26 protein-coding genes are annotated in these 23,852 nt (G+C 60.3%); 12 read left to right on the forward strand and 14 right to left on the reverse strand.

Going from position 1 to position 23,852, the window contains the following annotated elements; all coding sequences use genetic code 11:
* Nucleotides 1-124: 124 nt before the first annotated feature.
* The 3 genes from bioD to B2J69_RS06765 form a co-directional block, all read right to left on the reverse strand.
* Nucleotides 125-823, reverse strand: coding sequence for a dethiobiotin synthase (gene bioD / locus B2J69_RS06755; RefSeq protein ID WP_081137637.1), 699 nt, complete (start codon nucleotides 821-823; stop codon nucleotides 125-127).
* A 104-nt stretch (nucleotides 824-927) separates the two neighbouring features.
* Nucleotides 928-2,145, reverse strand: a complete 1,218-nt coding sequence (mlc, locus tag B2J69_RS06760; protein ID WP_081137639.1) for a sugar metabolism global transcriptional regulator Mlc — start codon at nucleotides 2,143-2,145, stop codon at nucleotides 928-930.
* Nucleotides 2,146-2,281: 136 nt separating this feature from the next.
* A complete protein-coding gene (locus B2J69_RS06765; protein WP_081137641.1) occupies nucleotides 2,282-3,178 on the reverse strand; it encodes a LysR family transcriptional regulator in 897 nt (298 codons plus the stop codon).
* Between the two features lie 93 nt (nucleotides 3,179-3,271).
* Between B2J69_RS06765 and B2J69_RS06770 the strand changes: the two genes are divergently transcribed.
* The 4 genes from B2J69_RS06770 (at nucleotide 3,272) to B2J69_RS06785 (ending at nucleotide 6,971) form a co-directional block, all read left to right on the forward strand.
* The gene (locus B2J69_RS06770) at nucleotides 3,272-4,531 is read left to right on the forward strand and encodes an MFS transporter (protein WP_081137643.1); all 1,260 of its coding nucleotides are present in this window, start codon (nucleotides 3,272-3,274) and stop codon (nucleotides 4,529-4,531) included.
* 163 nt (nucleotides 4,532-4,694) lie between these two features.
* A complete protein-coding gene (locus B2J69_RS06775) occupies nucleotides 4,695-4,952 on the forward strand; it encodes a hypothetical protein (protein WP_081137645.1) in 258 nt (85 codons plus the stop codon).
* A 116-nt stretch (nucleotides 4,953-5,068) separates the two neighbouring features.
* Nucleotides 5,069-5,608, forward strand: a complete 540-nt coding sequence (cybB, locus tag B2J69_RS06780) for a cytochrome b561 (protein WP_081137647.1) — start codon at nucleotides 5,069-5,071, stop codon at nucleotides 5,606-5,608.
* Between the two features lie 178 nt (nucleotides 5,609-5,786).
* Complete coding sequence (locus tag B2J69_RS06785; RefSeq protein WP_081137649.1) at nucleotides 5,787-6,971, forward strand: sugar transporter; 1,185 nt, start codon at nucleotides 5,787-5,789, stop codon at nucleotides 6,969-6,971.
* 41 nt (nucleotides 6,972-7,012) lie between these two features.
* Here the strand turns inward: B2J69_RS06785 and B2J69_RS06790 are convergent, their stop codons facing one another.
* Both B2J69_RS06790 and bhsA read right to left on the reverse strand, forming a co-directional pair.
* Entirely contained in the window at nucleotides 7,013-7,270 is a 258-nt protein-coding gene (locus B2J69_RS06790) for a hypothetical protein (protein WP_081137651.1), read from the reverse strand.
* A 32-nt stretch (nucleotides 7,271-7,302) separates the two neighbouring features.
* Nucleotides 7,303-7,560: a multiple stress resistance protein BhsA gene (bhsA, locus tag B2J69_RS06795; RefSeq protein ID WP_081137653.1), complete on the reverse strand. Its 258-nt coding sequence runs from the start codon at nucleotides 7,558-7,560 to the stop codon at nucleotides 7,303-7,305.
* Between the two features lie 293 nt (nucleotides 7,561-7,853).
* On the opposite strand from bhsA, the gene B2J69_RS06800 reads away from it, so the two are divergent.
* On the forward strand, nucleotides 7,854-8,504 hold the full coding sequence (locus B2J69_RS06800) for a TetR/AcrR family transcriptional regulator (RefSeq protein ID WP_081137654.1): 651 nt from the start codon (nucleotides 7,854-7,856) through the stop codon (nucleotides 8,502-8,504).
* Between the two features lie 63 nt (nucleotides 8,505-8,567).
* Here B2J69_RS06800 and rhaM read toward each other — a convergent pair whose 3' ends face one another.
* The 4 genes from rhaM to rhaB are packed head-to-tail and all read right to left on the reverse strand — an operon-like array spanning nucleotide 8,568 to nucleotide 12,445.
* Entirely contained in the window at nucleotides 8,568-8,882 is a 315-nt protein-coding gene (rhaM, locus tag B2J69_RS06805; RefSeq protein WP_081137655.1) for an L-rhamnose mutarotase, read from the reverse strand.
* Complete coding sequence (rhaD, locus tag B2J69_RS06810; protein WP_081137656.1) at nucleotides 8,872-9,714, reverse strand: rhamnulose-1-phosphate aldolase; 843 nt, start codon at nucleotides 9,712-9,714, stop codon at nucleotides 8,872-8,874. Before rhaD ends, rhaM begins: the two co-directional genes overlap by 11 nt.
* Before the next feature lie 9 nt (nucleotides 9,715-9,723).
* Nucleotides 9,724-10,980, reverse strand: a complete 1,257-nt coding sequence (locus B2J69_RS06815) for an L-rhamnose isomerase (RefSeq protein ID WP_081137657.1) — start codon at nucleotides 10,978-10,980, stop codon at nucleotides 9,724-9,726.
* Nucleotides 10,964-12,445, reverse strand: a complete 1,482-nt coding sequence (gene rhaB, locus B2J69_RS06820; RefSeq protein ID WP_081137658.1) for a rhamnulokinase — start codon at nucleotides 12,443-12,445, stop codon at nucleotides 10,964-10,966. The genes B2J69_RS06815 and rhaB overlap by 17 nt, the downstream gene beginning before the upstream one ends.
* Nucleotides 12,446-12,735: 290 nt before the next feature.
* Here rhaB and rhaS point away from each other — a divergent pair, with 290 nt between their 5' ends.
* On the forward strand, nucleotides 12,736-13,557 hold the full coding sequence (rhaS, locus tag B2J69_RS06825; RefSeq protein WP_081137659.1) for an HTH-type transcriptional activator RhaS: 822 nt from the start codon (nucleotides 12,736-12,738) through the stop codon (nucleotides 13,555-13,557).
* Between the two features lie 12 nt (nucleotides 13,558-13,569).
* A complete protein-coding gene (gene rhaR / locus B2J69_RS06830; protein ID WP_081137660.1) occupies nucleotides 13,570-14,442 on the forward strand; it encodes an HTH-type transcriptional activator RhaR in 873 nt (290 codons plus the stop codon).
* Between the two features lie 134 nt (nucleotides 14,443-14,576).
* Here rhaR and rhaT read toward each other — a convergent pair whose 3' ends face one another.
* Complete coding sequence (gene rhaT / locus B2J69_RS06835; RefSeq protein ID WP_081137661.1) at nucleotides 14,577-15,611, reverse strand: L-rhamnose/proton symporter RhaT; 1,035 nt, start codon at nucleotides 15,609-15,611, stop codon at nucleotides 14,577-14,579.
* A gap of 65 nt (nucleotides 15,612-15,676) precedes the next feature.
* Here rhaT and B2J69_RS23735 point away from each other — a divergent pair, with 65 nt between their 5' ends.
* The 3 genes from B2J69_RS23735 to B2J69_RS23740 are packed head-to-tail and all read left to right on the forward strand — an operon-like array spanning nucleotide 15,677 to nucleotide 16,411.
* On the forward strand, nucleotides 15,677-15,925 hold the full coding sequence (locus B2J69_RS23735) for a hypothetical protein (protein ID WP_143806248.1): 249 nt from the start codon (nucleotides 15,677-15,679) through the stop codon (nucleotides 15,923-15,925).
* 42 nt (nucleotides 15,926-15,967) lie between these two features.
* Nucleotides 15,968-16,291: a hypothetical protein gene (locus tag B2J69_RS06840; protein WP_081137662.1), complete on the forward strand. Its 324-nt coding sequence runs from the start codon at nucleotides 15,968-15,970 to the stop codon at nucleotides 16,289-16,291.
* Nucleotides 16,292-16,312: 21 nt separating this feature from the next.
* On the forward strand, nucleotides 16,313-16,411 hold the full coding sequence (locus B2J69_RS23740; protein ID WP_143806249.1) for a YoaK family small membrane protein: 99 nt from the start codon (nucleotides 16,313-16,315) through the stop codon (nucleotides 16,409-16,411).
* A gap of 1 nt (nucleotide 16,412) precedes the next feature.
* Here the strand turns inward: B2J69_RS23740 and B2J69_RS06845 are convergent, their stop codons facing one another.
* Complete coding sequence (locus B2J69_RS06845) at nucleotides 16,413-16,679, reverse strand: DksA/TraR family C4-type zinc finger protein (RefSeq protein WP_081137663.1); 267 nt, start codon at nucleotides 16,677-16,679, stop codon at nucleotides 16,413-16,415.
* 237 nt (nucleotides 16,680-16,916) lie between these two features.
* Here B2J69_RS06845 and aldA point away from each other — a divergent pair, with 237 nt between their 5' ends.
* Nucleotides 16,917-18,356 (forward strand): aldehyde dehydrogenase, encoded by a 1,440-nt coding sequence (aldA, locus tag B2J69_RS06850; RefSeq protein ID WP_081137664.1) that lies wholly within the window; start codon nucleotides 16,917-16,919, stop codon nucleotides 18,354-18,356.
* Between the two features lie 32 nt (nucleotides 18,357-18,388).
* On the opposite strand, the gene B2J69_RS06855 is transcribed toward aldA, so the two are convergent.
* Entirely contained in the window at nucleotides 18,389-19,663 is a 1,275-nt protein-coding gene (locus B2J69_RS06855; protein ID WP_081137665.1) for an MFS transporter, read from the reverse strand.
* A complete protein-coding gene (locus tag B2J69_RS06860) occupies nucleotides 19,660-21,081 on the reverse strand; it encodes a M20 family metallopeptidase (RefSeq protein ID WP_081137667.1) in 1,422 nt (473 codons plus the stop codon). Before B2J69_RS06860 ends, B2J69_RS06855 begins: the two co-directional genes overlap by 4 nt.
* A 153-nt stretch (nucleotides 21,082-21,234) precedes the next feature.
* Here B2J69_RS06860 and B2J69_RS06865 point away from each other — a divergent pair, with 153 nt between their 5' ends.
* On the forward strand, nucleotides 21,235-22,143 hold the full coding sequence (locus B2J69_RS06865; protein WP_081137669.1) for a LysR family transcriptional regulator: 909 nt from the start codon (nucleotides 21,235-21,237) through the stop codon (nucleotides 22,141-22,143).
* Here the strand turns inward: B2J69_RS06865 and B2J69_RS06870 are convergent, their stop codons facing one another.
* Nucleotides 22,144-23,733, reverse strand: coding sequence for an ABC transporter substrate-binding protein (locus B2J69_RS06870; protein WP_081137727.1), 1,590 nt, complete (start codon nucleotides 23,731-23,733; stop codon nucleotides 22,144-22,146). It abuts the gene before it with no gap.
* Nucleotides 23,734-23,852 lie beyond the last annotated feature (119 nt).

The following is a 23,852-nucleotide window of genomic DNA, read 5'->3' on the forward strand; positions in this document are numbered from 1 at the left end:
CGCGCAGCCGGTTCAGAAAAGGGTAATCCATTGTTTTAGCGCAGGATAAAATGGGTAAAGCGCTGCGCCGAACCCTGAAACTATCGGTTCAGCCACAGGCGCTTTGAGGGGAAATGTTTCACCATCAGGCGATCTTTGCACCTGAACTGGGCACGGCGGCTACGCCGAGCGGCGACAGATCGAGGTAGCCGGACAGCTCGCGCTGCTCGGCGCGCGGTAAATAGGGCAGCTCGCCAAGCAGCGGCGCGTCGACGCTGTCGCTCAGCACGGCAATCAGCTCCGCGTAGTGCGCCAGCCCGGGGTTGATGCGATTCGCCACCCAGCCCGCCAGCGGCAGGCCGTCGCGCTTAATGGCTTCGGCGGTCAGCAGCGCATGGCTCAGACAGCCCTGCTTGATACCCACCACCAGCACCACCGGGATCTGATGCTGCGCCACCCAGCCGGAGAGCGGTTTTGCGTCATGCATCAGGCTGCGCCAGCCGCCCGTGCCCTCCACGATAACGCACTCCGCCTGCTGCTCCAGCTGCTGCAGGCCGCGGCTTAGCAGGGCATAGTCCACCGGCTCGCGCGGACGCGTGCTGACCTCGTCCTCTTCATAAATTAACGGATTAATGGCGTCGTAGGGCAAGGCGAGCGTCGAGCTGCTTTGTAACACCAGCGCATCTTTACTGCGCAGGCCTTCCGCGCTCTGCACCGCATTTCTGGCGACCGGTTTGAAACCGACGGCGCTCAGGCCAGCACGAGCGAAATACTGCAGAAGCGCGCGCGAAACCACGGTCTTTCCTACAGCGGTGTCAGTGCCGGTAATAAACAGGTTTTTCACCCCACTCCTCCTTAACGTTACGGTTTTGTTTTACAAAAAAGCAAAACGCATTGTAAGGAATGCAGGAGGCGCGGGGCTTGCGTTAGCGCAAAGTTCAGTCGCACTTAACCTTGCAACAATTTCACTAACAGATAGCCGCTGTAGAGGGCGTCTTTGATCAGCGCCGCCGCGCCCAGGGTGCCGGGCTCGCGAAATTCGGTGGGCGTCAGCTGGATCGCCTCGCTGTAGGCGGGCAGCGCCTGCTGGCGAATGGTGCTGAACACCGCGGGAAAAAGCACGTCAGCGGCGTCGTTAAGCGGCGAACCGATGAGAATATGCTGCGGATTAAAGATGTTGACCATCATCGCCAGCATCCGGCCAACGTGATGCCCAACGCCGGCGATAGCGTCGCGCGCCAGCCGATCGCCCTGCTGCGCCGCCTGACAGAGCGTCTCCAGCGACAGCGGCTGCTGGTGCAGCACGCTTTCCGGCTGCGCGGGCAGACGCTGCGCCGCCAGCGCCAGCAGGCTGCCGGTGCTGGCGACCGTTTCCAGACAGCCGTGATTGCCGCAGTAGCACTGCTGGCCGTAGGGGTCGATCTGGGTGTGGCCGATCTCCACCAGCGCGCGGCCGCTTTTGTGCAGCAGCTGGCCGCCGCTGATCACGCCCGCGCCGACGGTATCGTCGATAACAATCTGGATCACGTTCTGCACGCCGCGCGACGCGCCGAACAGCGACTCTGCCAGCGTCCAGGCGGAGATATCGTGCTGCACGAAAACCGGCACGCCGGTGCGCTGCGCCAGAGTATCACCCAGCGGCATCTCCTGCACGTTATAGCCCGGCAGGCGATGCACCACGCCGGAGGCGGCGTTAATCAGGCCGGGCAAGGTGACAGCGATCGCCGTCAGCCGCTCCAGTTTGCGCTGATGGCGCATAAAAAAGGCGTCGACCTCTTCAATCAGCGAGGTGAGCAGCGGCTGCTGCGCTTCGTCAGGCAGCGGCAACGACTCCTCCACCAGCGCGCGGCTGCTGAGATCGCGCAGCGTGAGGGTTAGCGCGCCGTGATGCAGGCGCACCGCAAGATAGTGCCAGGCCAGGGTGTCGAGTATCAGCCCTATGGCCGGGCGGCCGCGCGATCCCGGCTCCTGAAACTCAGTCTCCTGCACCAGGTGGGCATCCAGCATCTCACGCACGATTTTGGTGATACTGGCGGGTGCCAGCTGCGCCAGTCGGGAAAGTTCGATACGCGACACCGGGCCGTGAAGGTCGATCAGGCGATAAACCACGCCTGCATTAGTCTGTTTGATCTGGTCAATATGGCCAGGCTGACTCTCCAGATTCACGCCCTGCTCCCGGTTATTTTCGCGCTTCTAAATAAACAGCGACTATGGTGAGGCAGAATCTGCGCTGGCGTCAAATATTTGATTTGAAATGTGATTTACAGCACATAAAAACCGGACTTTACCCAGGGTCAGGCGCTTATTTCGCCGCGGCAGGCTGCAGCAGCTGCATCATATTGCGCATCTGCATCGAGGGCTCCCGCTCGCCGGACCAGACCAGCCATACCTCCGACAGCGCATCCTCTTCGCGCAGCGGCAGCCAGACCACATCGGCAAGACGCGCGCGCGCGAAAGAGGCGGGCAAAATCGACACCCCGAGGCCGGTCGCCACCAGGCCGAGAATGGTCATCGCCTCGCCCACTTCCTGCATAATGTAGGGTTGAATATGGTAGCGGCGCAGCAGGCCAAGGATTTCGCCGTGCAGCGCGGTGCCGCCCTGAGGATCGAAGAAGATAAACGGCTCGTTGGCCAGCGCGCTGACCGAAATGGTTTCCGCATCGGCCAACGGATGGGCCCAGTGCACCACCGCGCGCAGCGGTTCGCGCAGCAGCAGCTGATGGCGCAGATCGGCCGGCAGCACGGTGTTGCGCATCACGCCCAGGTCGAGCTGGCCGTCGTGCAGCGGCGCCAGCTGCTGGCGGGTGTTGATCTCCTGCATCTGGATATGCACCTGCGGCCAGCGCTGACGAAACTGATAGAGCGCGTCTGACACCAGCCCGGTAAAAGGGGCGGACGAGGTGAAGCCGATGCGCAGCTCGCCCTCTTCGCCGCGCTGAAGCCGCGCCGCGCGGCTGGCGGCCTGTTCGACCTGCAGCAGAATGGCGCGCGCATCGAGCAGAAACTGATGACCCGCTGGCGTAAGCTGCACGCTGCGGTTGGTGCGCGTCAGCAGCCTTGCGCCGATCTCCTGCTCCAGCTGCATAATCTGCTGACTCAGCGGCGGCTGAGAGATGTTAAGCCGTTGCGCGGCGCGGCCAAAGTGCAGCTCTTCCGCCACCGCCAGAAAGTAACGCAGATGGCGCAGTTCAATATTCATATTCTAAACGTATCAGTTGAGAGGATTAATATATTAGACAACCTATTACCCCTTTCCTAGAGTAAGCCTATTGTTTTCAGGTGAGGAATTACCGTGCGTCGCTCTTCTCACGCCGTTACGCTCGACGATAACGCGTTACCCGACTCTCCCACAGTGGCGACGGCGCCCTCTGCCGTCTGGATTAAGCGCGGCACGCCGCAGTTTATGCGCGTGACGCTGGCGTTGTTCTCTGCCGGTCTGGCCACCTTTGCGCTGCTCTACTGCGTGCAGCCGATTCTGCCGGTGCTGTCGGCGCAGTTCGGCGTTTCGCCCGCCGAGAGCAGCATTTCGCTTTCGGTGGCCACCGGGCTGATGGCGCTAGGCCTGCTGGTGACGGGGCCGCTCTCCGACGCTATCGGCCGCAAAAATGTTATGGTGACGGCGCTGATGCTGGCGGCGCTCTGCACCCTGATCTCCGCCACCATGAACAGCTGGCAGGGGATTTTACTGATGCGCGCCCTGACGGGACTGTCGCTCAGCGGCGTCGCGGCCGTGGGCATGACCTATCTGAGCGAGGAGATCCATCCCAGCGTTATCGCCTTTTCGATGGGGCTCTATATCAGCGGCAACTCAATCGGCGGCATGAGCGGCCGTTTGCTGAGCGGCGTGCTCACCGATTTCTTTTCGTGGCGCGTCGCCATCGCCGCCATCGGCTGCTGCGCCCTCGCCTCGGCACTGATGTTCTGGCGTATCCTGCCGCCTTCGCGACATTTCCGCCCGGCGTCGCTCAGGCCGCGCAGCCTGATGATTAACTTTCGCCTGCACTGGCGCGATGCCGGACTGCCGCTGCTGTTCGCCGAAGGCTTTCTGCTGATGGGCGCCTTTGTCACGCTGTTTAACTATATTGGCTATCGCCTGCTCGGCGCGCCCTACCACCTTAGCCAGGCGATTGTCGGCCTGCTGTCGGTGGTCTATCTGACGGGCTCCTGGAGTTCGCCGAAAGCCGGCGCGCTGACGACGCGTCTGGGACGCGGCCCGGTGCTGCTGGGTGCCACTGCCCTGATGCTGACGGGGCTGCTGATCACCGCTCTCAGCGCGGTGTGGTGGATCTTCCTCGGCATGATGCTGTTCACCGCCGGTTTTTTCGCCGCCCATTCGGTCGCCAGCGGCTGGATAGGCCCGCGCGCGCGTCGCGCCAAAGGCCAGGCGTCGTCGCTCTATCTCTTCAGCTATTATGTCGGCTCCAGCGTGGCCGGCACGCTGGGCGGTCTTTTCTGGCACCGCTTTGGCTGGACGGGCATAACCGCGTTTATCTCGGCGCTTCTGCTTCTCGCCCTGCTGGTGGGATGGCGTTTACAGCAGAAAAAATTGTAGTTCCTCACTCTCCCTGAAGGGCGCCGCGACGCCCTTTTTAGCCTGCTAATCCTGAGCCTGCTTACTAATTAGTACCAGCTAAAACAAAGCCCTCATTCCCCGCTATAATCCCCTTCACTCCAACAATAAATGTACTTTTATTTTCAGCAATGAGGATGTCCCCATGGGCCATTACTATTACGTTTCTAAACACTCAGGCTACAACAATAACCACGTGGTGCATGCCGCAGGCTGCCAGTATCTTCCTCCGCTTGATGCCAGACTGTTTCTTGGCACCTTTTACACCGCCAATGCGGCGATCCAGCAGGCGCGCAAATATTATCCTGGCTCACTCGGATGCGAGGCCTGCTGTCCGTTACCGGTAAAAAAAAACCTGACTCAGCAGAATAGCGTGGCACTAAAGCATATCGCCACACTCTGATTATGCTGGCCTGACGGCGCGAGGAAAATGGGGCCGCCGCCGTTGCGCCAGTTTGTTAAGATTTCGCCCTGTTTTGCGGTAAGGTAGAGGTTTCCTCTCCTGTGCATGAGCAGACTATGCGTGAAAAATATGCCGCTTCCCAAATTACCCTACACTGGCTGACCTTTCTGTTGGTGGCGCTGGCTTACGCCACTATCGAGCTGCGCGGCTTTGCCCAGCGCGGCTCCTGGCAAGGCTACGCCATGATCGTGACGCACTTTAGCGCCGGCTTTAGCGTGCTGATACTGATGCTGGCGCGCCTGTTTTTACGCCAGCGTCATCGCTCACCAGCCATCGTGCCGCCCATCGCGCGCTGGCAGACGGGTCTGGCGCATCTGGTGCACACGCTGATTTACGCCCTGTTTATTACGCTGCCCGTTCTCGGCCTGACCTCGCGCTATCTGCGCGGGCGTGACTGGTGGCTGTTCGGCATTCCCATGCCGGTGGCGAGCGAGCCGAACTTCGATCTCTCTGATACCCTGATTGACTGGCATGAAACCCTGGCGCCGCTGGGCTACTGGCTGATCGGCCTGCATGCCGTAGGCGCGCTGTTTCATCACTACTTTCTTAAGGACAACACCCTCAGACGCATGATGCCCGGTAAATCGCCCCATTGATAACCGCCTTTTATCGCCCGCGGGTCGGGCGATAAAAAATTTTCAGGAATAAAACCGCGTTTCAGCGTTCCCCTTACCGTGCAATTCCCTCACAATAGCTAATAATTTGTGACGCAAGTCACTTTCGTGGGTGTGCTGGTCGCATCCGTTTGCTGTTGCCCGGACTGATTTTATCTACATGCAATCAACTACTGTTTCTCGTAAAACGGCGTGGCTACGCGTGGTGCTGCTGGCCATCGCCGCCTTTGTCTTCAATACCACCGAGTTCGTGCCCGTCGGCCTGCTGTCGGATATCGGCGCCAGCTTCGACATGACCAGCGCAGATGTCGGCATCATGCTCACCATCTACGCCTGGGTGGTGGCGCTGCTTTCGCTGCCGCTGATGCTGCTGACGCGCAATATCGAGCGGCGCATTCTGCTGGCGGTGCTGTTTCTGATCTTTATCGCCAGCCACCTGCTTTCAACCTTCGCCTGGAGTTTTGCCTCGCTGGTGATGTCGCGCATCGGTATTGCGCTGGCGCATGCGGTCTTCTGGTCGATCACCGCGTCGCTGGCGATACGCGTCGCGCCGGCCGGTAAAAAAACTCAGGCGTTAAGCATGCTGGCGACCGGCACCGCGCTGGCGATGGTGCTGGGCGTGCCGATCGGCCGCGTGGTGGGACAATATCTGGGCTGGCGCACCACCTTCGGCATGATCGGCCTCTCCGCGCTGGTGCTGATGGTACTGCTGACGCGCATTCTGCCGCGTCTCCCGAGCGAGCACACCGGCTCGCTCAGCAGCGTGCCGATGCTGTTTCGCCGGCCCGCGCTGGTCAGCATGTATCTGCTGGTGACGGTGGTGGTGACGGCGCACTATACCGCCTACAGCTATATCGAGCCCTTTATGCAGTTCGTGGCGAATGCGGATGAGAACTTCACCACCCTGCTGCTGTTGCTGTTCGGCTCCGCCGGGATTCTGGGCAGCGTACTGTTTAGCTCGCTGGGCAATAAGTTCCCGTCTGCGCTGCTGATCGCCGCTATCGCCATCATCACGCTCTGTATGGGGCTGCTGATTTTCGCCGCGGTGCGTCCGGCCGCGATTGCCACGCTCTGCGTGCTGTGGGGAATGGCGATGATGATGATCGGGCTGGCGATGCAGGTGCGCGTGCTGTCGCTGGCGCCGGATGCCACCGACGTGGCGATGTCGCTGATGTCAGGGATTTATAATATCGGCATTGGCGCAGGTGCGCTGCTCGGCAACCAGGTCAGCAAGCATCTGAGCATGGCGGACGTCGGCAATATCGGCGGGCTGCTGGGGCTGGTCGCGCTGTTCTGGTGTATTGCGATTTTCCGAAAATATCCGCAGCTGCGCAGCAACGGATAAAAAAAAAGGGCTTCAGCATTGCGTTGCTGAAGCCCTTTTCGTTAGTTAAGGCTGGCGGCTGTGCCAGACAGCCCGCTCGCGCCAGAGGTCGAAGTGATGCGGAAAGGCTGGACGCGACTGTTGTCCTGCTTTCCCGCCAGCTGCTGCTCCAGAGAAATAAAGCTGCTGCTGCCGCTGACGTTTACCGCTGCGGCGCTGGTCTGCGCATAAGGCGCGACCTCAATATGCTGCGCCGCCGCGCTGGCCAATGAAGCCGTGCCGAGCAGCGCTGCCAGTACGGCGAATGTGACGCTTTTCATCCTCTCTTCTCCTCTTCTCCGACGCTGCTGACTTACTGGTAAATCACCGCCGTGCCGTGCAGGTTGTTCTGGCCTGAGGTCGAGGTGATGCGGAACGATTTAGCGCCTGCGGCATCCGCTTTCGCGTTGAGCTGCGCTTCGAGTGAATCCAGGTTTGAACCACCCTGTGCAGAGATGGTACCGACTGCAGTCTGGTGCAGCGGATCGCTGGCAACCTGATCGGCGGCCATTGCGCCAAAAGAAAGGGTGGTAAAGGCCAGAGCGGCCAGGGTCAGTTTGGTGGTTTTCATGATATCGGCTCTCATATTCGGTGTTTGTACAGGTGTCGTTAAATTAATTAACGATCGTTAAATTAATGGTAGTGCATTGCGTGCCTGAACGTCAATGTTTATTTATCGATCGTTATTTTAATGCGGAAGTGGCGTGATTATGGGCTTTGCCACCCTTTTTCACTTAACCATTAGGGTGAAAAGCGGCTGCCAGAGCACAAAGTGACAACCCGGCGACGCCAGAGCGCCGGACGGCTTGCATATTTTATTAATGATCGGTAATTTAATGGGGTGTTTTTCAGACGCGAGGTTGTATGAGCCAGCAACATGATGAAGCGGTTAAAAAATGCCGTGGTCGACCAAAAACGTTCGATCGAGACGCGGCGCTGGATAAAGCGCTGACGCTGTTCTGGACCCACGGTTATGAAGGCACTTCCCTTTCCGATCTGGTTGCGGCCACCGGCGCCAAAGCGCCCACACTCTATGCTGAGTTCGTGAATAAGGAAGGTCTGTTCCGCGCGGCGATGGAGCGTTATATCGAGCGTTTCAGCGCTTACCGCAACGCGGCTTTGCATGACGAAAGCAAAACGGTTGCCGACGCGATTGAGGGCTGGTTCCGCGCCACTGCGGCCTGCTTTACCGACTGCGATACGCCGTCTGGCTGCTTTTTTATCTGCACCTCGACCGCGCTCTCATCCTCATCGGGTGAAATCGCCCAGATGCTACATCAGCAGCATGAGGCGCAGCAGCAGACGCTGCTCGACTTTCTCTCCGCGCGTCAGCAGCGCGGGGATATCCCGCAACAGGTGGATATCATCTCCCTGGCACGCTATCTGGCGTGTCTGCTGCAGGGCATGTCGGTGCGCGCGCGTGAAGGTGCGGCGCAGGCGGATCTCGACAATATTATTGATACGCTGATGGCGATGTGGCCGGTACTGACGGGTCACTGTGTGAAGCAGAAATAAATATTTTTGCGCTATGAAGTAAAACCAGGGCGGGAAATATCCCGCCCTGGTTGTTATGGCCGCTTATTCGAGGAAGAAGACTGGCTTTAACGGCTGGCTAATGGGGCTGTTGTCCTGATTACTGGGCATCAGATCTTTCATCGACGCCCACCAGCGCTGGCACACCTCCGTTTGCGCCACGGCGTTCCAGCGCTCTTCCGACTCGATCTCCACGCTGGCAAAGAGTAAATGGCGTTCGGCATCGAGCCAGATGGCGTAGTTATGCGCGCCATGCGCCTTCAACGTTTCCGCCAGTTCCGGCCAGATGGGCGAATGGCGACGCTCATATTCCGCGTGGCACTCCGCATTCACCTGCATGATAAAGGCTTTACGAAGCATTGGCTGGCCCCACGTCCAGCGCCGCCTGCCATGGCGTGACGTTAAAGCGCTTGCCCAGCGCCACCAGCTGCTCGGTAGTAATGCTCTGGCGAATGCCGCCCATCGACAGCACCTTAACGATCACTTCCGACGATTTCTCGGCGGTGTCGATCAGGCCGAAGGTTTCGTCCAGCGTCGGGCCAGCGCCGAAGATGCCGTGGAACGGCCACATCACCAGGCTGTGGGACGCCATCTTATCGGCGGTCGCCTGGCCGATCTCGTCGGTGCCCGGCACCATCCACGGCAGAATGCCGACGCCGTCGGGGAACACCACCAGACACTCGGTGCTGCCTTCCCACAGCAGGCGCGTAAAGCGCGCCGAATCCAGCTCCACCACGTAGCTTAGCGACATAAAGTTGGTGGCATGGCAGTGCATGATCACGCGGTCGACGCCGTTCGACACCTGTTTGCGCACGCTGTGCGACTGGAAATGCGACGCCAGCTCGGAGGTGGGCAGCCCGCCGTTACTCAGTCCCCAGTAAATTTTGTATGACAGCCCTTGCTCATCGACCTTCAGCAGCGCCAGGCTGTCGGCGGGATCGAGCTGCACGTTGCGGAAAAACTTGCCGGATCCGGTGACAAGGAACCAGCAGTTCGCCAGCTGCGGCGCGGGCTGAGTCAGTTCGACGCAGCGCGGCGCGGCGTAAAAATCGCTTGCAAAAGGCTCAACCTCCTCCTCCAGCAGACGCAGCGACACGTTGCCGCCGTTACGTTCGTCCCAGCCCTTCAGCCACATGTCGCTGGTGGCTTTGACCATTCCCTGTACAAACCAGGAAGAAAGAATGCTTTGCATAGTGAACCCTTAACGTTGATTCAGAATTTGTTGTTCGTAATGACGCACATCGCTTAACCAGCTGGCGTCGGCGGGCACGTCGTGGCGCAGGCACCAGGCTTCCCATACCGCCTGCCACGGCAGCGATTTTTGCTCTTCCAGCAGGGCCAGACGCGCGGTGTAATCTCCCGCCGCTTCTGTTTGACGCAGGCGCTCGGTGGGTTCCAGCAGCGCGCGCAGCAGCGCTTTTTTGGTGTTGCGCGTGCCGATCACCCAGGCTGCGATGCGGTTGATAGAGGCGTCGAAGAAGTCGAGCCCGATGTGCACCTTGTCAAACAGCTGGTGGCGCACAATTTCGCTGGCGATCGCCTGGGTTTCATCGTCGAGCAGCACCACATGGTCGCTGTCCCAGCGCACCGGGCGGCTGACGTGTAGCAGCAGACGCGGCACATAGAGCATGGCGGTGGAGATCTTGTCAGAGATCACTTCGGTCGGATGGAAATGGCCAGCGTCAAGGGTCAGCGCGGTCTGGCGGCTGGTGGCGTAACCCATAAAGAATTCGTTGGATCCGACGGTATAACTTTCTGCGCCGATGCCGAACAGCTTGCTCTCTACCGCGTCGATATGGTGCTGCGGATTGAGCTTCTCGGCGATCACCTCATCCAGCGCGCTAAGCAGACGCTGACGCGGCGCGAGACGATCGACGGTGAGATCTTTCATGCCGTCCGGCACCCAGATGTTCATCACGGAAGGCGTGCCGAGCTGTTCGCCAAACCAGGCCGAGACGCGGCGGCTCGCTTTGCAGTGGTCAATCCAGAACTGGCGGATCGCCGGGTCGGCGTGCGACAGGGTAAATCCGTCGGCGCTCAGCGGATGGGAAAAGCAGCTCGGGTTGAAATCCAGGCCCAGTTTTTGCTGCTTCGCCCACTCCACCCAGTTGGCGAAGTGCTTTGGCTCAATGGCGTCGCGATCCACCGGCGACTCGCTTTCCAGATAGATAGCGTGCAGGTTCAGGCGTTTCGGTCCGGGGATCAGCGACATCGCCTTTTCCAGATCGGCGCGCAGCTCCGCTGCGCTGCGCGCTTTGCCCGGGTAGTTGCCGGTCGCCTGGATGCCGCCGGTTAGCGCGCCCTGCGGGTTTTCAAAACCGCGCACGTCGTCACCCTGCCAGCAGTGCATGGAGATGGGCACGCTATCCAGTCGCGCCATCGCCTGGTCGACATCCACGCCGATATCGGCATAACGTTGTTTAGCCAGTTCAAAGGCTTGCTCAATCAGCTTTGTCATATGCGAGTTCCTTAGCAGGCTGACTCAACGCCGCGAAGCGTGCCTCACTGGCACGAAAGGCGCTGTTGTTCAGCGGTTCAAATGTCTTAAGAGGGAAATTGGTTGCGACGCAGCGGCGGAAATCCGCCACGTCGGTGAGTTCACCCAGCGCAATCAGCTGACAGCCGACGTTGCCCAGCGTGGAGGCTTCAACAGGCCCGGCCAGCACCGGGATCTGACAGGCGTCGGCGCAGAGCTGGTTGAGGAATTGATTCTGGCTGCCGCCGCCCACCACGTGCAGCTGGCGAAAGGCGCTGCCGCGCAGCGTCGCAAGATCCTGAATCACCTCGCGATAGAGCAGCGCCAGACTGTCAAAGATGCAGCGCGCTAGCGCGGCGGCCGACTGCGGCACCGGCATATGCTGTTCGGCGCAGGCGTTCTGAATTTCGTTCACCATGCTGTCGGGATTGATAAAGCGCGTGTCGTTGGGGTTGATCAGCGCGCGGCAGGCCGGCTCTTTCTCCGTTTCCGCGATCAGCGCGCAGAGGTCGTCGATGCGTAGCTCGGTGCAGATGCGCTGCAGCAGCCACAGCCCCATGATGTTTTTCAGCACGCGATAGCCTTCCGCGCCGCCCTCGTTGGTGATGTTGGCGCGCAGCGCCTCGGCGGAGGCGTAAGGCAGCAAACTTTCGAAGCCCATTAGCGACCAGGTGCCGGAGCTGAGATAGGCTGCATTCTCCTGCGTCAGCGGCGTGGCGAGCACGGCGCTGGCGGTGTCGTGCGTGGTAACCGCGATAACCGGAATTTCGGCGCCGTTGGCGTTTCGCCAGTGGCCGATCAGATTGCCCGGCGAGGTCGGCTTGCCGAACCACGACGGCGACGCGCCCGCCCAGGCGAGCAGTTCCGCGTCCCACTCGCCGCTTTCAATATTCAGCAGCTGCGTGGTGGTGGCGTTGGTATATTCCCAGTTCAGCTTGCCGGTCAGGCGATAGTGCAGATAGTCAGGGATCATCAGCGCATGGGCGACCTGCGCTTTCCACTCCGGCTGCTGCTGGCTGAGGGCGCGGAACTGATAGAGCGTATTAAAGGGCAGAAACTGAATGCCGGTGCGGGCGTAGATGGTCTCTTTGCCCAGCTCGCGCAGCGCCTGCTCCATCACGCCGTGGGTGCGTTTATCGCGATAGCTCACCGCTTCACCGACCCGGTTGCCTGCCTTGTCCAGCAGCACCATATCGACCCCCCAGGTGTCGATGCCGATGCTGTCCGGCACGATGTTTTCGGCATCCAGCTGCGCCAGCCCGGCGCGGATTTCACGCTCAAGATGATCGAGATCCCAGCAGTCATAGCCCGCCCGACGTTCGCGAAGGCTGGCGAAACGGCGCACCTCGCGCAGGTCGATGTGCTGAGATGCGGCGTCCCACTGGGCGAGCATCACGCGTCCGCTGGATGCGCCCAAATCAACCGCAACGATATTTCGCTTACTCATGGCCCGTTCTTCCTCTGATGTGATGCTGACAGAGTAAAAACGTTACAGGCGCGCCACCTTCCCCGTACTGCCAGCGCCTCTCGCTCGCTGGCAGGTTTGCAAAGATGTTCGTGAGGGAGATCACAGAGGCGTAAGGGCATCGTATGTGAGCTTCGCCGCAAATCTTTTAACTGGTGGGAATATCTTGAATAAAAAGCAAAATTCCTGCGGCTGGCGGTGCAAAATTCAAGGTAAGCCGCCGCGCGGCCAGGTAGACTCGGTTACGTTTTTGTTAAACAGACGAGGCCATCATGACGATTTTACACAGCGCCGACTTCTTTCCTGAGGGCGATTACGCCATCGCTATCGAACCGCGTGTGCCTCAGCCGGCCTTCCCGGAGCACCACCACGATTTCCACGAAATCGTGCTGGTGGAACAGGGGTCGGGCATTCATGTGTTTAACGGCCAGCCGCAAACCCTGTGCGCCGGCTGCGTCTGCTTCGTGCGCGATCACGACCGTCACCTTTATGAGCAGACCGACAATCTCTGCCTCACCAACGTGCTCTACCGCAGCCCGAGCGCCTTTCGCTTTCTCTCTGGGCTGCAGGCGCTGCTGCCGAATGAAAGCGAGGGCCAGTACGCCTCGCACTGGCGCATAAATAACAAAGTCATGACGCAGGCGCTGGATGTGGTGGCGAAGATGCGGCAGGATGACTGCTGGTCGCTGGAGAAACAGGCGCGGCAGGAGCAGCTCTTTTTGCAGCTGCTGGTGCTGCTGCGCGAGGCGTGCCGCAATGAACAGGCGCAGGATCAAGAGGCCAGGCTGCATCGCCTGCTGGACTGGCTCAACGATCACTACAGCGAAGAGATCGTGTGGGAGGCGCTGGCCGACCGTTTCTCGCTGTCGCTGCGCACGCTGCATCGCCAGATGAAGCAGCAAACCGGCAGCACGCCGCAGCGCTATCTCAACCGGCTGCGGCTGCTGCAGGCGCGCCATCTGCTGCGCCACAGCGATTTGCGCATTACCGATATCGCCTTTCAGTGCGGCTTCGGCGACAGCAATCACTTTTCTACCCTGTTTCGGCGTGAATTTGGCTGCGCCCCGCGAGCGGAGCGCCAGCAGATGATGTAAAAGGAGCTATCGATGTCGCTGATCCTGAGTCGGGAGGACTATTTCCCTGCCCCTAACCTGCCGGTCACCGTGGCTGAACGTATGCCGCAGCCCTCTTTTCCCGCGCATCGGCATGAGTTCAGCGAAATTGTTATCGTCTGGCGCGGTAATGGCCTGCATATTCTTAACGATCGCCCCTGGCTGATTACCTGCGGCGACGTCTTCTATATTCGCGATCAGGATTGCCACAGCTACGACAGCGTTAATGACCTGGTGCTCGACAACATCCTCTACTGTCGCGATCGTTTCGGCCTGGGGCTCGACTGGGCGCAGCTGCTGCCGCCGCAGGGCGAAGATGCGCCGGGCTGCTGGCGTCTGACTACGCGCGGCATGGCGCTGGCGCGCGGCGTCATCAGCCAGCTGGAGCGCGAAAGCCATAAGAGCGATCCTCTCTCTATTCAGCTGTCAGAAGCGCTGTTTTTGCAGCTGGCGTTGATCCTGCGCCGCCACGGCTATGCGGCGGACCGGCCCTGGGCGCTGCCCGAAGGCGAACAGCTCGACCTGCTGATGTCGGCGCTGCAGGGCGCGGTGGCGCGCCCCTTCGATCTGGCGACCTTTTGCCAGCAGAACGCGCTGAACGAGCGCGCTCTGAAGCAGCTGTTCCGCCAGCAGACCGGGATGACGGTCGGCCACTATTTGCGTCAGCTGCAGCTCTGTCAGGCAAAGCATCTGCTGCGCACGCAGGATTGTTTGATAGGCGAAGTGGCGGCGCGCTGCGGATTTGACGACAGCAACTATTTCTCAGTGGTGTTTACGCGCGAAACCGGCCTGACGCCCAGCGCCTGGCGGCAACGGTTTGTGCCGCAGCGGTCGGGAAGTGCGGCGCAGGACAGAGCGCCGTCTTAAACCTGCGGCCGCTGGCAGAAAGGTGGCCACAATCCTGCGCAGGTGAGATGGCCCGAAAAGCAAAGCGCCCGTGACAGGCGTGTCGCGGGCGCTTTATCTTACATTTCACGCTGATTACTCTCTGGTATCGGTACTTACGCCGCCAGCCCAAGGCCCACAATGTTAGCGGCAATAATAATCACCACGCAGCCGAGCGAAAGCACGCTGACCGGACGGCGTCCAGCCGATTTCCACTCTTTCATCAGTAGCCCGACCAGGCCACCGCACAGCACGTAGAGGCTCATGTGCAGCATCCAGCTGACGTAGTCATACTGCGGCGGGATTTTGGCGTGACCCCAGGCGTAAAAGAAGAATTGCAGATACCACATGGTGCCGCCCAGCACCGCGAAGGCGATATTGGCAAGCAGCAGCGGCTTCGCCACGGAGAGATCGCGACGCAGCGACAGCTCCGGCTTCATCGCCAGGCGGATAAAACAGAACGCCAGGTTGACCAGCGCCCCGCCGCCCATAATCACCACATAGCTTGGCAGCGCGACGTAGAGCGGATCGATGCCCAGTGCCGCCGCCGCTTCATGCATCGGTTTCGCCGCGTCCATAGCGAACGACATGCCCGCCGAGAAGATACCGCACAGCACCGCCAGCACCAGTCCCTTCTTGAGATTGAACTCTTCCGCGTTGATCCCCAGCGCGCGCTCTTTCAGCAGGCCGGCGCGCGAGACGATCGCAACGCCCACCAGCGCCACGGCGACGCCGAGCAGGGTTAACCGGCCGCCGGTTGAGGCAAACAGCTCGCCGAACCGTCCCTGGATCAGCGGCGTCATCAGGGTGCCGACCACCAGCGTGATGCCGATAGCGATGCCGATGCCCATCGACATGCCAAGATAGCGCATCGTCAGGCCGTAGTTGATGTTGCCGATGCCCCACATCGCGCCGAACAGAAAGACCGGCAGCAGCTGAGAGAAGCTAAAGCTGCTGTAGTAGGCCCAGAAGTTTGGCAGCAGCGCCGCGCTGACCGCCCACGGCAGGATCAGCCAGGACATAAAGCCGCCGACCGACCACATCGTTTCCCATGACCACTTTTTCACCTGTTTAAACGGCGCGTAGAAACACGCGGCACTGGCAGCACCGACGAGATGCCAGAAGATACCTGCAATAATGGCACTGTTCATTGTTATTCCTTGCATAAGGTTGAGGCCTACAGGAAACCCGGTTCCTGGTCAGCAGGCAGTCTACGGTGCGCCTGACGCCTCCAGCCTTTGAATGGCTGCCGATCACAAAGCCGGAATGGCAATATCAGCCGGTTACTCCCTACCGGGATCACAGTTTCGATTTTGTTGGATCTGCAGCGGAGAAATCCCTTAACCTACTCATTATTCAGGTTTTTTTAATAAAATGCTGTGCCGCGCAGCACATTTTCCCGCTGGCTGCCGTTTTTTCAGCGCGCCTGGCAAAAAAACAAAGATGCTTCCCTATTGGCGATTAAGCCCGTATAAAACGATGAAACGCATCCACGGCAGGAAATGAGATGACGGGAAAATGGTTAACGCTGTTTTTATCGCGTGCGGTAAGCCGCGTCATGCTGGATGACCTGCGCGCCATTCTGCCCGCCAGCGCGGTAAAGATTTTTACCAACGAACTGGAAGAGGCGCGCTATGCGACGTTGGAGTGTCAGCAGGCGGAAGAGAGCTGCGCGCTGATCGCCTCGGCGATGGTGGTATGGCGCCAGCTGGGCCATGTTCACCGCATTACGTATAAAAAAGGCGAGGTGGTGCGCGACGTCAGCGACGCCAGCCAGTTTCAGCTTTTCAGCATGCTAAAAACGCACCGCGCGGTGATGCAGGTCGCCTGACAGGAAGATAACGAGGTTTCTATGAGAGTGGGTATTCTGTTTCCGATCGCCATTATCGTGGCGGGCGTCGGTTTTCTGGCATGGTTTATCGGCAGCGGACTCGCCATGCCAGGTTCCTGAGCTAACGCAGCTGGCTGTCTTTGCTGCCGCGTCGGTTATAGAGGGCGCTGCCTTTGAGTTCTTTGTCGTGCGCCTGCTGGCAGGCCAGGCAGAAACGCACGCCGGGCACCGCCTCACGGCGCGCCTGCGGGATTGGCTCGCCGCATTCGTCGCAATACTCCGCGCTTTCGCCCTTGTTCATGCTGCCGCGCACGCGGGCGATTTCATCATTAACGGTACTTTCAATCTGTTCCTGCACGGCGCCATCTGACGCCCATCCGCTCGCCATAACATCCTCCTCATTACTGAAAGTGTTGGCCCAAATTCCGTTTTGCGCAACGTAGAGAAGATATGGGGGTCATGCATACCCAATGCAAGCTTTTGTCGTCGTCAGCGCCCTGTTCTGCGTTTGTTTGCCAGCGCCGCGCTGTAAATGGCAATCAGGCTAAGGTGGCGTCAGGGGTTTTGTTTCACGCTGCATTTATAAAACATTTTATTAACGTACTCGACATCGGAGATGCAGCAGATGACAACAGAACTCAAACATTATATTAACGGTGAATTTGTCGCGCACAGCCGTGACGCGTGGATTGAGGTGATTAATCCCGCCACCGAAACGCTGCTGGCGCGTATCCCCGAAGGCTGCGCACAAGAGGCCAGCCGCGCGATTGACGCCGCCGAAGCCGCCCAGCCCGCCTGGGAGGCGTTGCCCGCCGTCGCGCGCGGCGGCTGGCTGCGCAAGCTGGCGAACGCCATCCGCCAGCGCGAGCCTGAGCTGACCGCCACTATCGTCGCCGAGGGCGGCAAAACGCAAGGCCTGGCGCAGACCGAGGTGCTGTTTACAGCCGACTACCTGGACTATATGGCCGAATGGGCGCGCCGCTATGAAGGCGAGATCGTCAACAGCGATCGTCCCAACGAGAATATCTTCGTATTTAAAAAGGCAATCGGCGTCACCACCGGCATCCTGCCGTGGAACTTCCCCTTCTTTCTAATCGCGCGTAAAGCCGCGCCCGCGCTGATTACCGGCAATACCATCGTCATCAAGCCGAGCGAACTGACGCCGCTTAACGCCGGCATCTTCGCTGAGATCCTGCATCAGATTGGCCTGCCGCAGGGCGTGATTAACATTGTCTACGGCTACGGCCCGGAGATTGGCCAGGAGCTGGCCGCTAATGCGAAAGTGGGTCTGGTGAGCCTGACCGGTAGCGTCGGCGCAGGCGTCGCCACGATGGCGGCCGCGGCGAAGAACGTCACTAAGGTGTCGCTGGAGCTGGGCGGCAAAGCGCCCGCCATCGTGATGAACGATGCCGACGTCGATGTGGCGGTAAAGGCGATTGTCAGCTCGCGCGTGATCAACAGCGGGCAGGTGTGCAACTGCGCAGAGCGCGTTTATGTGCAGGAAGGCATCTACGACCGCTTTATGACGGCGCTGACCGAGGCGTTTAAGCAGGTGAAATTTGGCGATCCGGCGGAGCAGCGCGACATTGATATGGGACCGCTGATCACCGCCGCCGCGCTGGCGCGCGTGGAGAAAAAAGTGGCGGACGCCGTGGCGGCGGGCGGCAAGGTGGTGCTGGGCGGCAAACGCGCCGGCGATAAAGGCTTCTTTTTCGAGCCGACTATTATCGCCGACGTGCGTCAGGATATGGAGATTATGCGCGAGGAGATCTTTGGGCCGGTGCTGCCGGTGATGACCTTTAAGACGCTGGACGAGGCGATTGAGCTGGCCAACGACTGCGAATATGGTCTGACCTCTTCGCTCTACACGCAAGATTTAAACACCACCATGGCGGCGCTGCGCAGGCTGAAGTTTGGCGAAACCTACGTTAACCGCGAGAACTTTGAAGCGATGCAGGGCTTCCACGCCGGCTGGCGTAAATCGGGCATCGGCGGCGCCGACGGGCGTCATGGCCTGGAGGAGTATCTGCAGACGCACGTTGCCTATCTGCAGTTTTCGCTGTAATGAATAAGCCGCCTGTAACAGGCGGCTTTTTTTTACGCGATGCGCGACCGGCTGCGCAGCAGCGCCGCGGCGCTCAGCAGCGACACCGCCATCAGATAGTAACCCGGCGCAAGGCTGGTGCCGGTGGCGTTGATCAACAGCGTGCAGATCAGCGGCGCGAAGCCGCCAAAGATGGTCACCGCGACGTTGTAGCTGATCGCCATACCGCTGGCGCGCGTGCCGAGCGGAAAGAGATCCGCCATTACCGACGGCACGGTAGAGAAGTAGATGGACTTCAGCAGCGCCATCCAGCCCACCAGCAGCATCAACGTCAGCGGCGAGGTGTGATTCACCATATAGCTGAACGCGGGATAGATGGTCACCAGCAGCAGCAGCAGCGATCCCCACATCAGCGGCACCCGCCCTACGCGCTCGGCGCACAGCCCCATCAGCGGCGTCACCACGGTGAGGATCACTCCCGCCAGCAGCGTGGCGCTAAAAGCGACGCTTCCCGGCAGATGCAGCGTTTTCGTGGCGTAGGTCGGCACGTAGTTGAGCATGTAGTTCACCGCTGTCGAAATCACCATCAGGCCGACTGCCAGCAGCATCAGCTCTTTCTGGCGGCCAAACAGCTGTTTCAACGGCGCCGCGCTTTTCTCCTGCTGCGTGAAGCTGGCCGGCTCATGCACGTGGCGGCGAATGTAGATCCCCAGCGGGCCAATCAGCAGACCGAAGGCAAACGGGATGCGCCAGCCCCACGACTGAATCTCCGCCTCGCTGAGGATCTGCGTCAGCCCCAGCCCAAAGGCGGAAGCCATCAGCGTGCTCGCGCCCTGCGTGGCAAACTGCCAGCTGGCGATAAACGCCTTACGCTCGGGAAAGTGCTCCACCAGAAACGCCGTGGAGCTGCCGAACTCGCCGCCCGCCGAAAAGCCCTGGATCAGGCGCGCCAGCATAATCAGCAGCGGCGCGGCCAGCCCAATGGTGCCGTACTCCGGCATAAAGGTGATCATCGCGCCGCCGAGCATCATCAGGTTGATAGAGAGCAGCAGCGCCTTTTTACGGCCGTGGCGATCGGCGTAGTTGCCCAGCACCACCGCACCGAGCGGACGGATCAGGAATGAGACGCCAAAGCTGCCGAAGGTCAGCAGCAGCGAAACCGAGGCGTCGCTGGTGGGAAAGAAGGCGTGCGCGATATAGCTGGCGAAAAAGCCGTAGACCGCAATATCGAACCACTCCAGCGCGTTGCCGATACAGGTGGCGAACAGGGTTTTATGCAGGCTCGGTCTGGGGTGAACCTGCGGCGCCGTTTGCGTCAGGCTGCTCATGCGCGCGCCTCCTGATACGCCTGCTGCCGCGCCAGCAGCGCCTCGCCCTCTTCACCCAGCTGCCAGAGCAGCCGGGTCATGATCTGCAACCCTTCGCGCGCCACGGACTTCAGCATATGCTCGTTGACGCCGTGCTGACCGCAGGCGGGATAGGAGTGCGGCACCCACAGCGTCGGCAGGCCCAGGATGTCGGAAAAGACCTCGTTGGGCAGCGAGCCGCCGAGGTTGGGCAGCAGCGCCGGTTTTTTGTGGCTGCTGACGGCCAGGCTCTCCAGCGCCCAGGCGACCAGCGGGCTTTGCGGGTCGAGGCGCGTGGCCGGGGAGCCGCGCAGGAAGTCGACCTGTACATCATCGAATCCGCTCGCGTGCAAACGCGCCTGCACGTGCGCCACCAGGTTTTCCCAGTCGGTGCCGACCACGAAGCGCAGCTGGCATACGGCGGTCGCCGTGCCGGGGATGGCGTTCATTGGACGCGCTGGGTTGCCGGTTTCGAACGCCAGCACCTCCAGCGTGTTCCAGCCATAGAGGCGTTCCGCCGCCGTCAGGCCTGGTTCGCCCCAGTTAGCGTCGAGCGCCGGATCGCCCGGCATGCCGCCCACCTCAATATCGCTGAGAATGGCGCGCACCGCCGCGCTCAGCGAGTCGGGCTTCAGTGCCTCGACCTGCAGCACGCCCTGCGCGTTGACCAGCGAGGCGATAGCGCTTGCCAGCCGGGTGCCGGGATTGCTCAACAGCCCGCCCCAGTTGCCGGAATGATAGGCGTTATCGCGCGCGTTAATGGTGAGGCGGAAGTTAACCGCGCCGCGCGATCCCAGAAACAGCGTCGGTCGCGGCGCGCTGACGCGCGGGCCGTCAGAGGCGATAAAGAGATCGGCGCGCAGCAGCGCCTGCTGCTGCTGGCAGAGTTCGGCGAGGCCCGGCGAGCTGATCTCTTCGCCCATCTCGAACAAAATTTTGCAGTTAAAGCCAAGGCGGCCGCCGCGCGCGTGGTAGACCTGCTCCAGCGCCGCCAGATTAACGCAGTGCTGGCCCTTGTTGTCGGCGCTGCCGCGGCCATACCAGCGATCGCCCTCTTCGGTCAGCCGCCACGGATCCAGCCCGTCGCGCCAGTTTTCATCATCGCCGAACACCACGTCGCCGTGGCCGTAAACCAGCAGCGTCGGCAGGTTTTCCGCTTCGATACGCGTCGCCACCAGAAACGGGCGCTGCGCCGTCACGGGATTATCGATAAAGTGCAGCCTAAAGCCGAGCGCCGCCAGCTGCGGGCCAATTTCGCCGTGTAAATAGTGCCTCAGCTCGCTGTCGCGATCGCCTCGCTGGCTTTCGGTCACGCACGCGATGCGACGCGCCAGAAGCTGTTGAAATTCCCCGCTGTCGAAGTAGCGCATCGCCTGATCAACTGCCTGTTGTTCCGTCATGTTTGCCCTGTCTTTTTTATTGTGCTGTCACCTATCTTTGCCAGAAGGCCGGCATTGCCACAATTATCAATTTATCGAGCTACCTTTGCTTTTAAAGCAAGGCTACAATGCCCAAAAAAGAAGCACGCCCCGAGGCGGTGCAGAGGCGAAACGATGCAGAGCAGTGAAATCCGCTATTTTCTTGCCGTGGCCAACAGCGGCTCGCTAAGCGCCGCCAGTGAACAGCTGTTTGTGGCGGTCTCCGCCATCAGCCGGCAGATCCAGCGGCTGGAGGCGCAGGTAGGCGCGCCGCTGTTTGAGCGCCACGCGCGCGGCATGGTGCTGAACGAGGCGGGTGAAATCTTTGCCCGTCAGGTGCGGCAAAGCATGCTGGATATGGACTACGCGCTGGCGGAGATCAAAGGACTGAAGGCGATCCGCCGCACGCTGATCCGCATCGCCTGCACCGACGGAATGGCATTCAGCCTGCTGCCCGGTCTGCTGGCGGAATTTCGCGCGCTCAATCCCGGCGTCTACTTCGCGCTGAAGGTAGAGAGCGCGCAGATGGTGGCGGAGCGGGTGCGCGCCGGCGAGTGCGACGTGGCGCTACAGTTCAGCCTGCACCCGGAGCGCGGTGTGGAGGTAATGGGCTCCTGGCCCGCGCCGGTGCTGCTGGCGATGCATCGGGAGCATCCGCTGGCGCAACGTCCGGTGACGCTGGAGGCGCTCTCACACTACCCCATGGCGCTACCGGAGCAGAACACCACGGTGCGGCAGCTGTTTGACCTCGCCTGTCAGATGCGCGGCTGCGTGATTGAGCCGGTGCTGACCTGCGACTATTTCGCCACGCTCTACCAGTTTCTGCTTAATACGCCCGAGGCGATAACCATCAGCAGCGCCTTCACCCTGCTTAACGAAACCCAGAGCCGGGATCTGGTGCTGCGCGAGATGGGTGTCGATCAGCTCAGCCAGCGCACGCTGCAGCTGCAGCGCGTGTCGGGGCGACAGCGCAACGCGGCGCTGTCGCCCTTTCTCGCCTTTCTTCAGCAGCGCCTGAACGCCATCGCCGCCGGTCTGGCGTAGCTACTCTTTGATATCGACCGGATAGAAGATGTGCTTGCCGAACGGATCGATCTGGTAGCCGTCTACCTCTTTACGTACCGGCTCGAAGATGGTCGAGTGCGCGATCATCACCGCTGGCATCTGATCGTGCATGATCTGCTGCGCCTGCAGATAGAGCGCGGTGCGTTTGCCCTGATCCGGCTCGGCGCGCGCCTCGGTGATCAGCTTTTCAAACGGCTGATAGCACCACTTCGACGAGTTTGATCCACCCTGGGTCGATTTACAGCTGTAGAGCGGCCCGAAGAAGTTATCCGGATCGCCGGTGGCGGTGGTCCATCCCATCAGCGCCGCCTGATGTTCGCCGCTGCGCACCCGCTTGAGATATTCGCCCCACTCATAGGTGACGATGGTCGCCTTGATGCCGATTTTCGCCCAGTCCGCCTGGATCATCTCCGCCATGCGGCGCGCGTTGGGGTTATAGGGACGCGACACCGGCATCGCCCAGAGCGCAATTTCGGTGCCGGGCTTGATGCCCGCCTGCTGCAGCAGCGCTTTGGCTTTCTCGGGATCGTAGTCGTAATCTTTCAGGTCTTTGTTTGCGCTCCAGACGCCCGGCGGCAGGATATTCTTCGCCGCGCTGCCGGTGCCTTTAAAGATGGCGTCGATAATGGCGGGCTTGTTAATCGCCATCGCCAGCGCCTGGCGCACCTCGACCTTATCCAGCGGCGCTTTGGTGGTGTTGAACGCCAGGAAGCCGGTATTTAGCCCCGCTTTTTGCATCAGGTTGATCGCCGGGTTGCTGCGCATCTTCTCCAGGTCGGCGGGATTGGGGAACGGCATCACCTGACACTCGCCCTTCTCCAGCTTGGCCAGCCGAACCGAGGCGTCCGGCGTGATGCTGAACACGATGCGATCCAGCTTCGCCTTGCCCGCCCAGTAGTGCGGAAACGCCTTGTAGAGAATGCGCGAGTCTTTCTGATACTGCACCAGCTGGAACGGGCCGGTGCCGATTGGGTCCATATCGACTTTTTCCGGCGTGCCCGCTTTCAGCATTTTGTCGGCGTATTCGGCGGAGTGAATCGAGGCGAAGTACCAGGCAAGATCGGCCAGGAACGGCGACTCCGCGTGGCTCAGGGTAAAGCGTACGGTGTAGTCGTCAACGCGATCGATGCTTTTAATCAGCGTCGCCAGCTCCAGGCTGTCGAAGTTGGCGTAGGTGCCGCCCGAGACGTTGTGATAGGGATTTTTCACATCCATCTGCCGCATAAAAGAGAAAATGACATCGTCGGCGTTAAAATTGCGGCTGGGTTTGAAGGCTTTATTCTCCTGAAAAGCGACGTTTTTACGCAGATGGAAGGTGTAGACCTTGCCGTCCGGGCTGATCTCCCAGCTTTCGGCCAGGCTCGGCACCAGCTCCGTGGTGCCATATTTAAAATCCACCAGCCGGTTGAACACCGGCACCGCGCTGGCGTCCACGCTGGTTCCCGAGGTATAAAGCTGCGGATTGAAGTTCTCCGGCGATCCTTCCGCACAGTAAACCAGCGTCTTCGCGCCGGCGTTATGCGCCAGGGTTGCGGTCAGCAACGCCAGCATCGCTATCTTCACTTTCATCATTTCCTCACTTTTTATTGACTTCCGTTGGTCAGATTCCCTAAATGATCCAGGCGCTTTATGGATACCACGTTTTCGTAACATAGCGAATGCTGCTGTTGGCAGACAAATAAGGATCA

The organism is Pantoea latae, from assembly GCF_002077695.1.
GTDB lineage: Bacteria > Pseudomonadota > Gammaproteobacteria > Enterobacterales > Enterobacteriaceae > Pantoea > Pantoea latae.

Coding starts and splice junctions, on each gene's coding strand:
- B2J69_RS06765 (WP_081137641.1), bottom strand. CDS start 3,178: ATGAATATTGAACTGCGCCATCTGCGTTACTTTCTGGCGGTGGCGGAA.
- B2J69_RS06775 (WP_081137645.1), top strand. CDS start 4,695: ATGGGCCATTACTATTACGTTTCTAAACACTCAGGCTACAACAATAAC.
- cybB (WP_081137647.1), top strand. CDS start 5,069: ATGCGTGAAAAATATGCCGCTTCCCAAATTACCCTACACTGGCTGACC.
- B2J69_RS06785 (WP_081137649.1), top strand. CDS start 5,787: ATGCAATCAACTACTGTTTCTCGTAAAACGGCGTGGCTACGCGTGGTG.
- B2J69_RS06790 (WP_081137651.1), bottom strand. CDS start 7,270: ATGAAAAGCGTCACATTCGCCGTACTGGCAGCGCTGCTCGGCACGGCT.
- bhsA (WP_081137653.1), bottom strand. CDS start 7,560: ATGAAAACCACCAAACTGACCCTGGCCGCTCTGGCCTTTACCACCCTT.
- B2J69_RS06800 (WP_081137654.1), top strand. CDS start 7,854: ATGAGCCAGCAACATGATGAAGCGGTTAAAAAATGCCGTGGTCGACCA.
- rhaM (WP_081137655.1), bottom strand. CDS start 8,882: ATGCTTCGTAAAGCCTTTATCATGCAGGTGAATGCGGAGTGCCACGCG.
- rhaD (WP_081137656.1), bottom strand. CDS start 9,714: ATGCAAAGCATTCTTTCTTCCTGGTTTGTACAGGGAATGGTCAAAGCC.
- B2J69_RS06815 (WP_081137657.1), bottom strand. CDS start 10,980: ATGACAAAGCTGATTGAGCAAGCCTTTGAACTGGCTAAACAACGTTAT.
- rhaB (WP_081137658.1), bottom strand. CDS start 12,445: ATGAGTAAGCGAAATATCGTTGCGGTTGATTTGGGCGCATCCAGCGGA.
- rhaS (WP_081137659.1), top strand. CDS start 12,736: ATGACGATTTTACACAGCGCCGACTTCTTTCCTGAGGGCGATTACGCC.
- rhaR (WP_081137660.1), top strand. CDS start 13,570: ATGTCGCTGATCCTGAGTCGGGAGGACTATTTCCCTGCCCCTAACCTG.
- rhaT (WP_081137661.1), bottom strand. CDS start 15,611: ATGAACAGTGCCATTATTGCAGGTATCTTCTGGCATCTCGTCGGTGCT.
- B2J69_RS06840 (WP_081137662.1), top strand. CDS start 15,968: ATGACGGGAAAATGGTTAACGCTGTTTTTATCGCGTGCGGTAAGCCGC.
- B2J69_RS23740 (WP_143806249.1), top strand. CDS start 16,313: ATGAGAGTGGGTATTCTGTTTCCGATCGCCATTATCGTGGCGGGCGTC.
- B2J69_RS06845 (WP_081137663.1), bottom strand. CDS start 16,679: ATGGCGAGCGGATGGGCGTCAGATGGCGCCGTGCAGGAACAGATTGAA.
- aldA (WP_081137664.1), top strand. CDS start 16,917: ATGACAACAGAACTCAAACATTATATTAACGGTGAATTTGTCGCGCAC.
- B2J69_RS06855 (WP_081137665.1), bottom strand. CDS start 19,663: ATGAGCAGCCTGACGCAAACGGCGCCGCAGGTTCACCCCAGACCGAGC.
- B2J69_RS06860 (WP_081137667.1), bottom strand. CDS start 21,081: ATGACGGAACAACAGGCAGTTGATCAGGCGATGCGCTACTTCGACAGC.
- B2J69_RS06865 (WP_081137669.1), top strand. CDS start 21,235: ATGCAGAGCAGTGAAATCCGCTATTTTCTTGCCGTGGCCAACAGCGGC.
- B2J69_RS06870 (WP_081137727.1), bottom strand. CDS start 23,733: ATGAAAGTGAAGATAGCGATGCTGGCGTTGCTGACCGCAACCCTGGCG.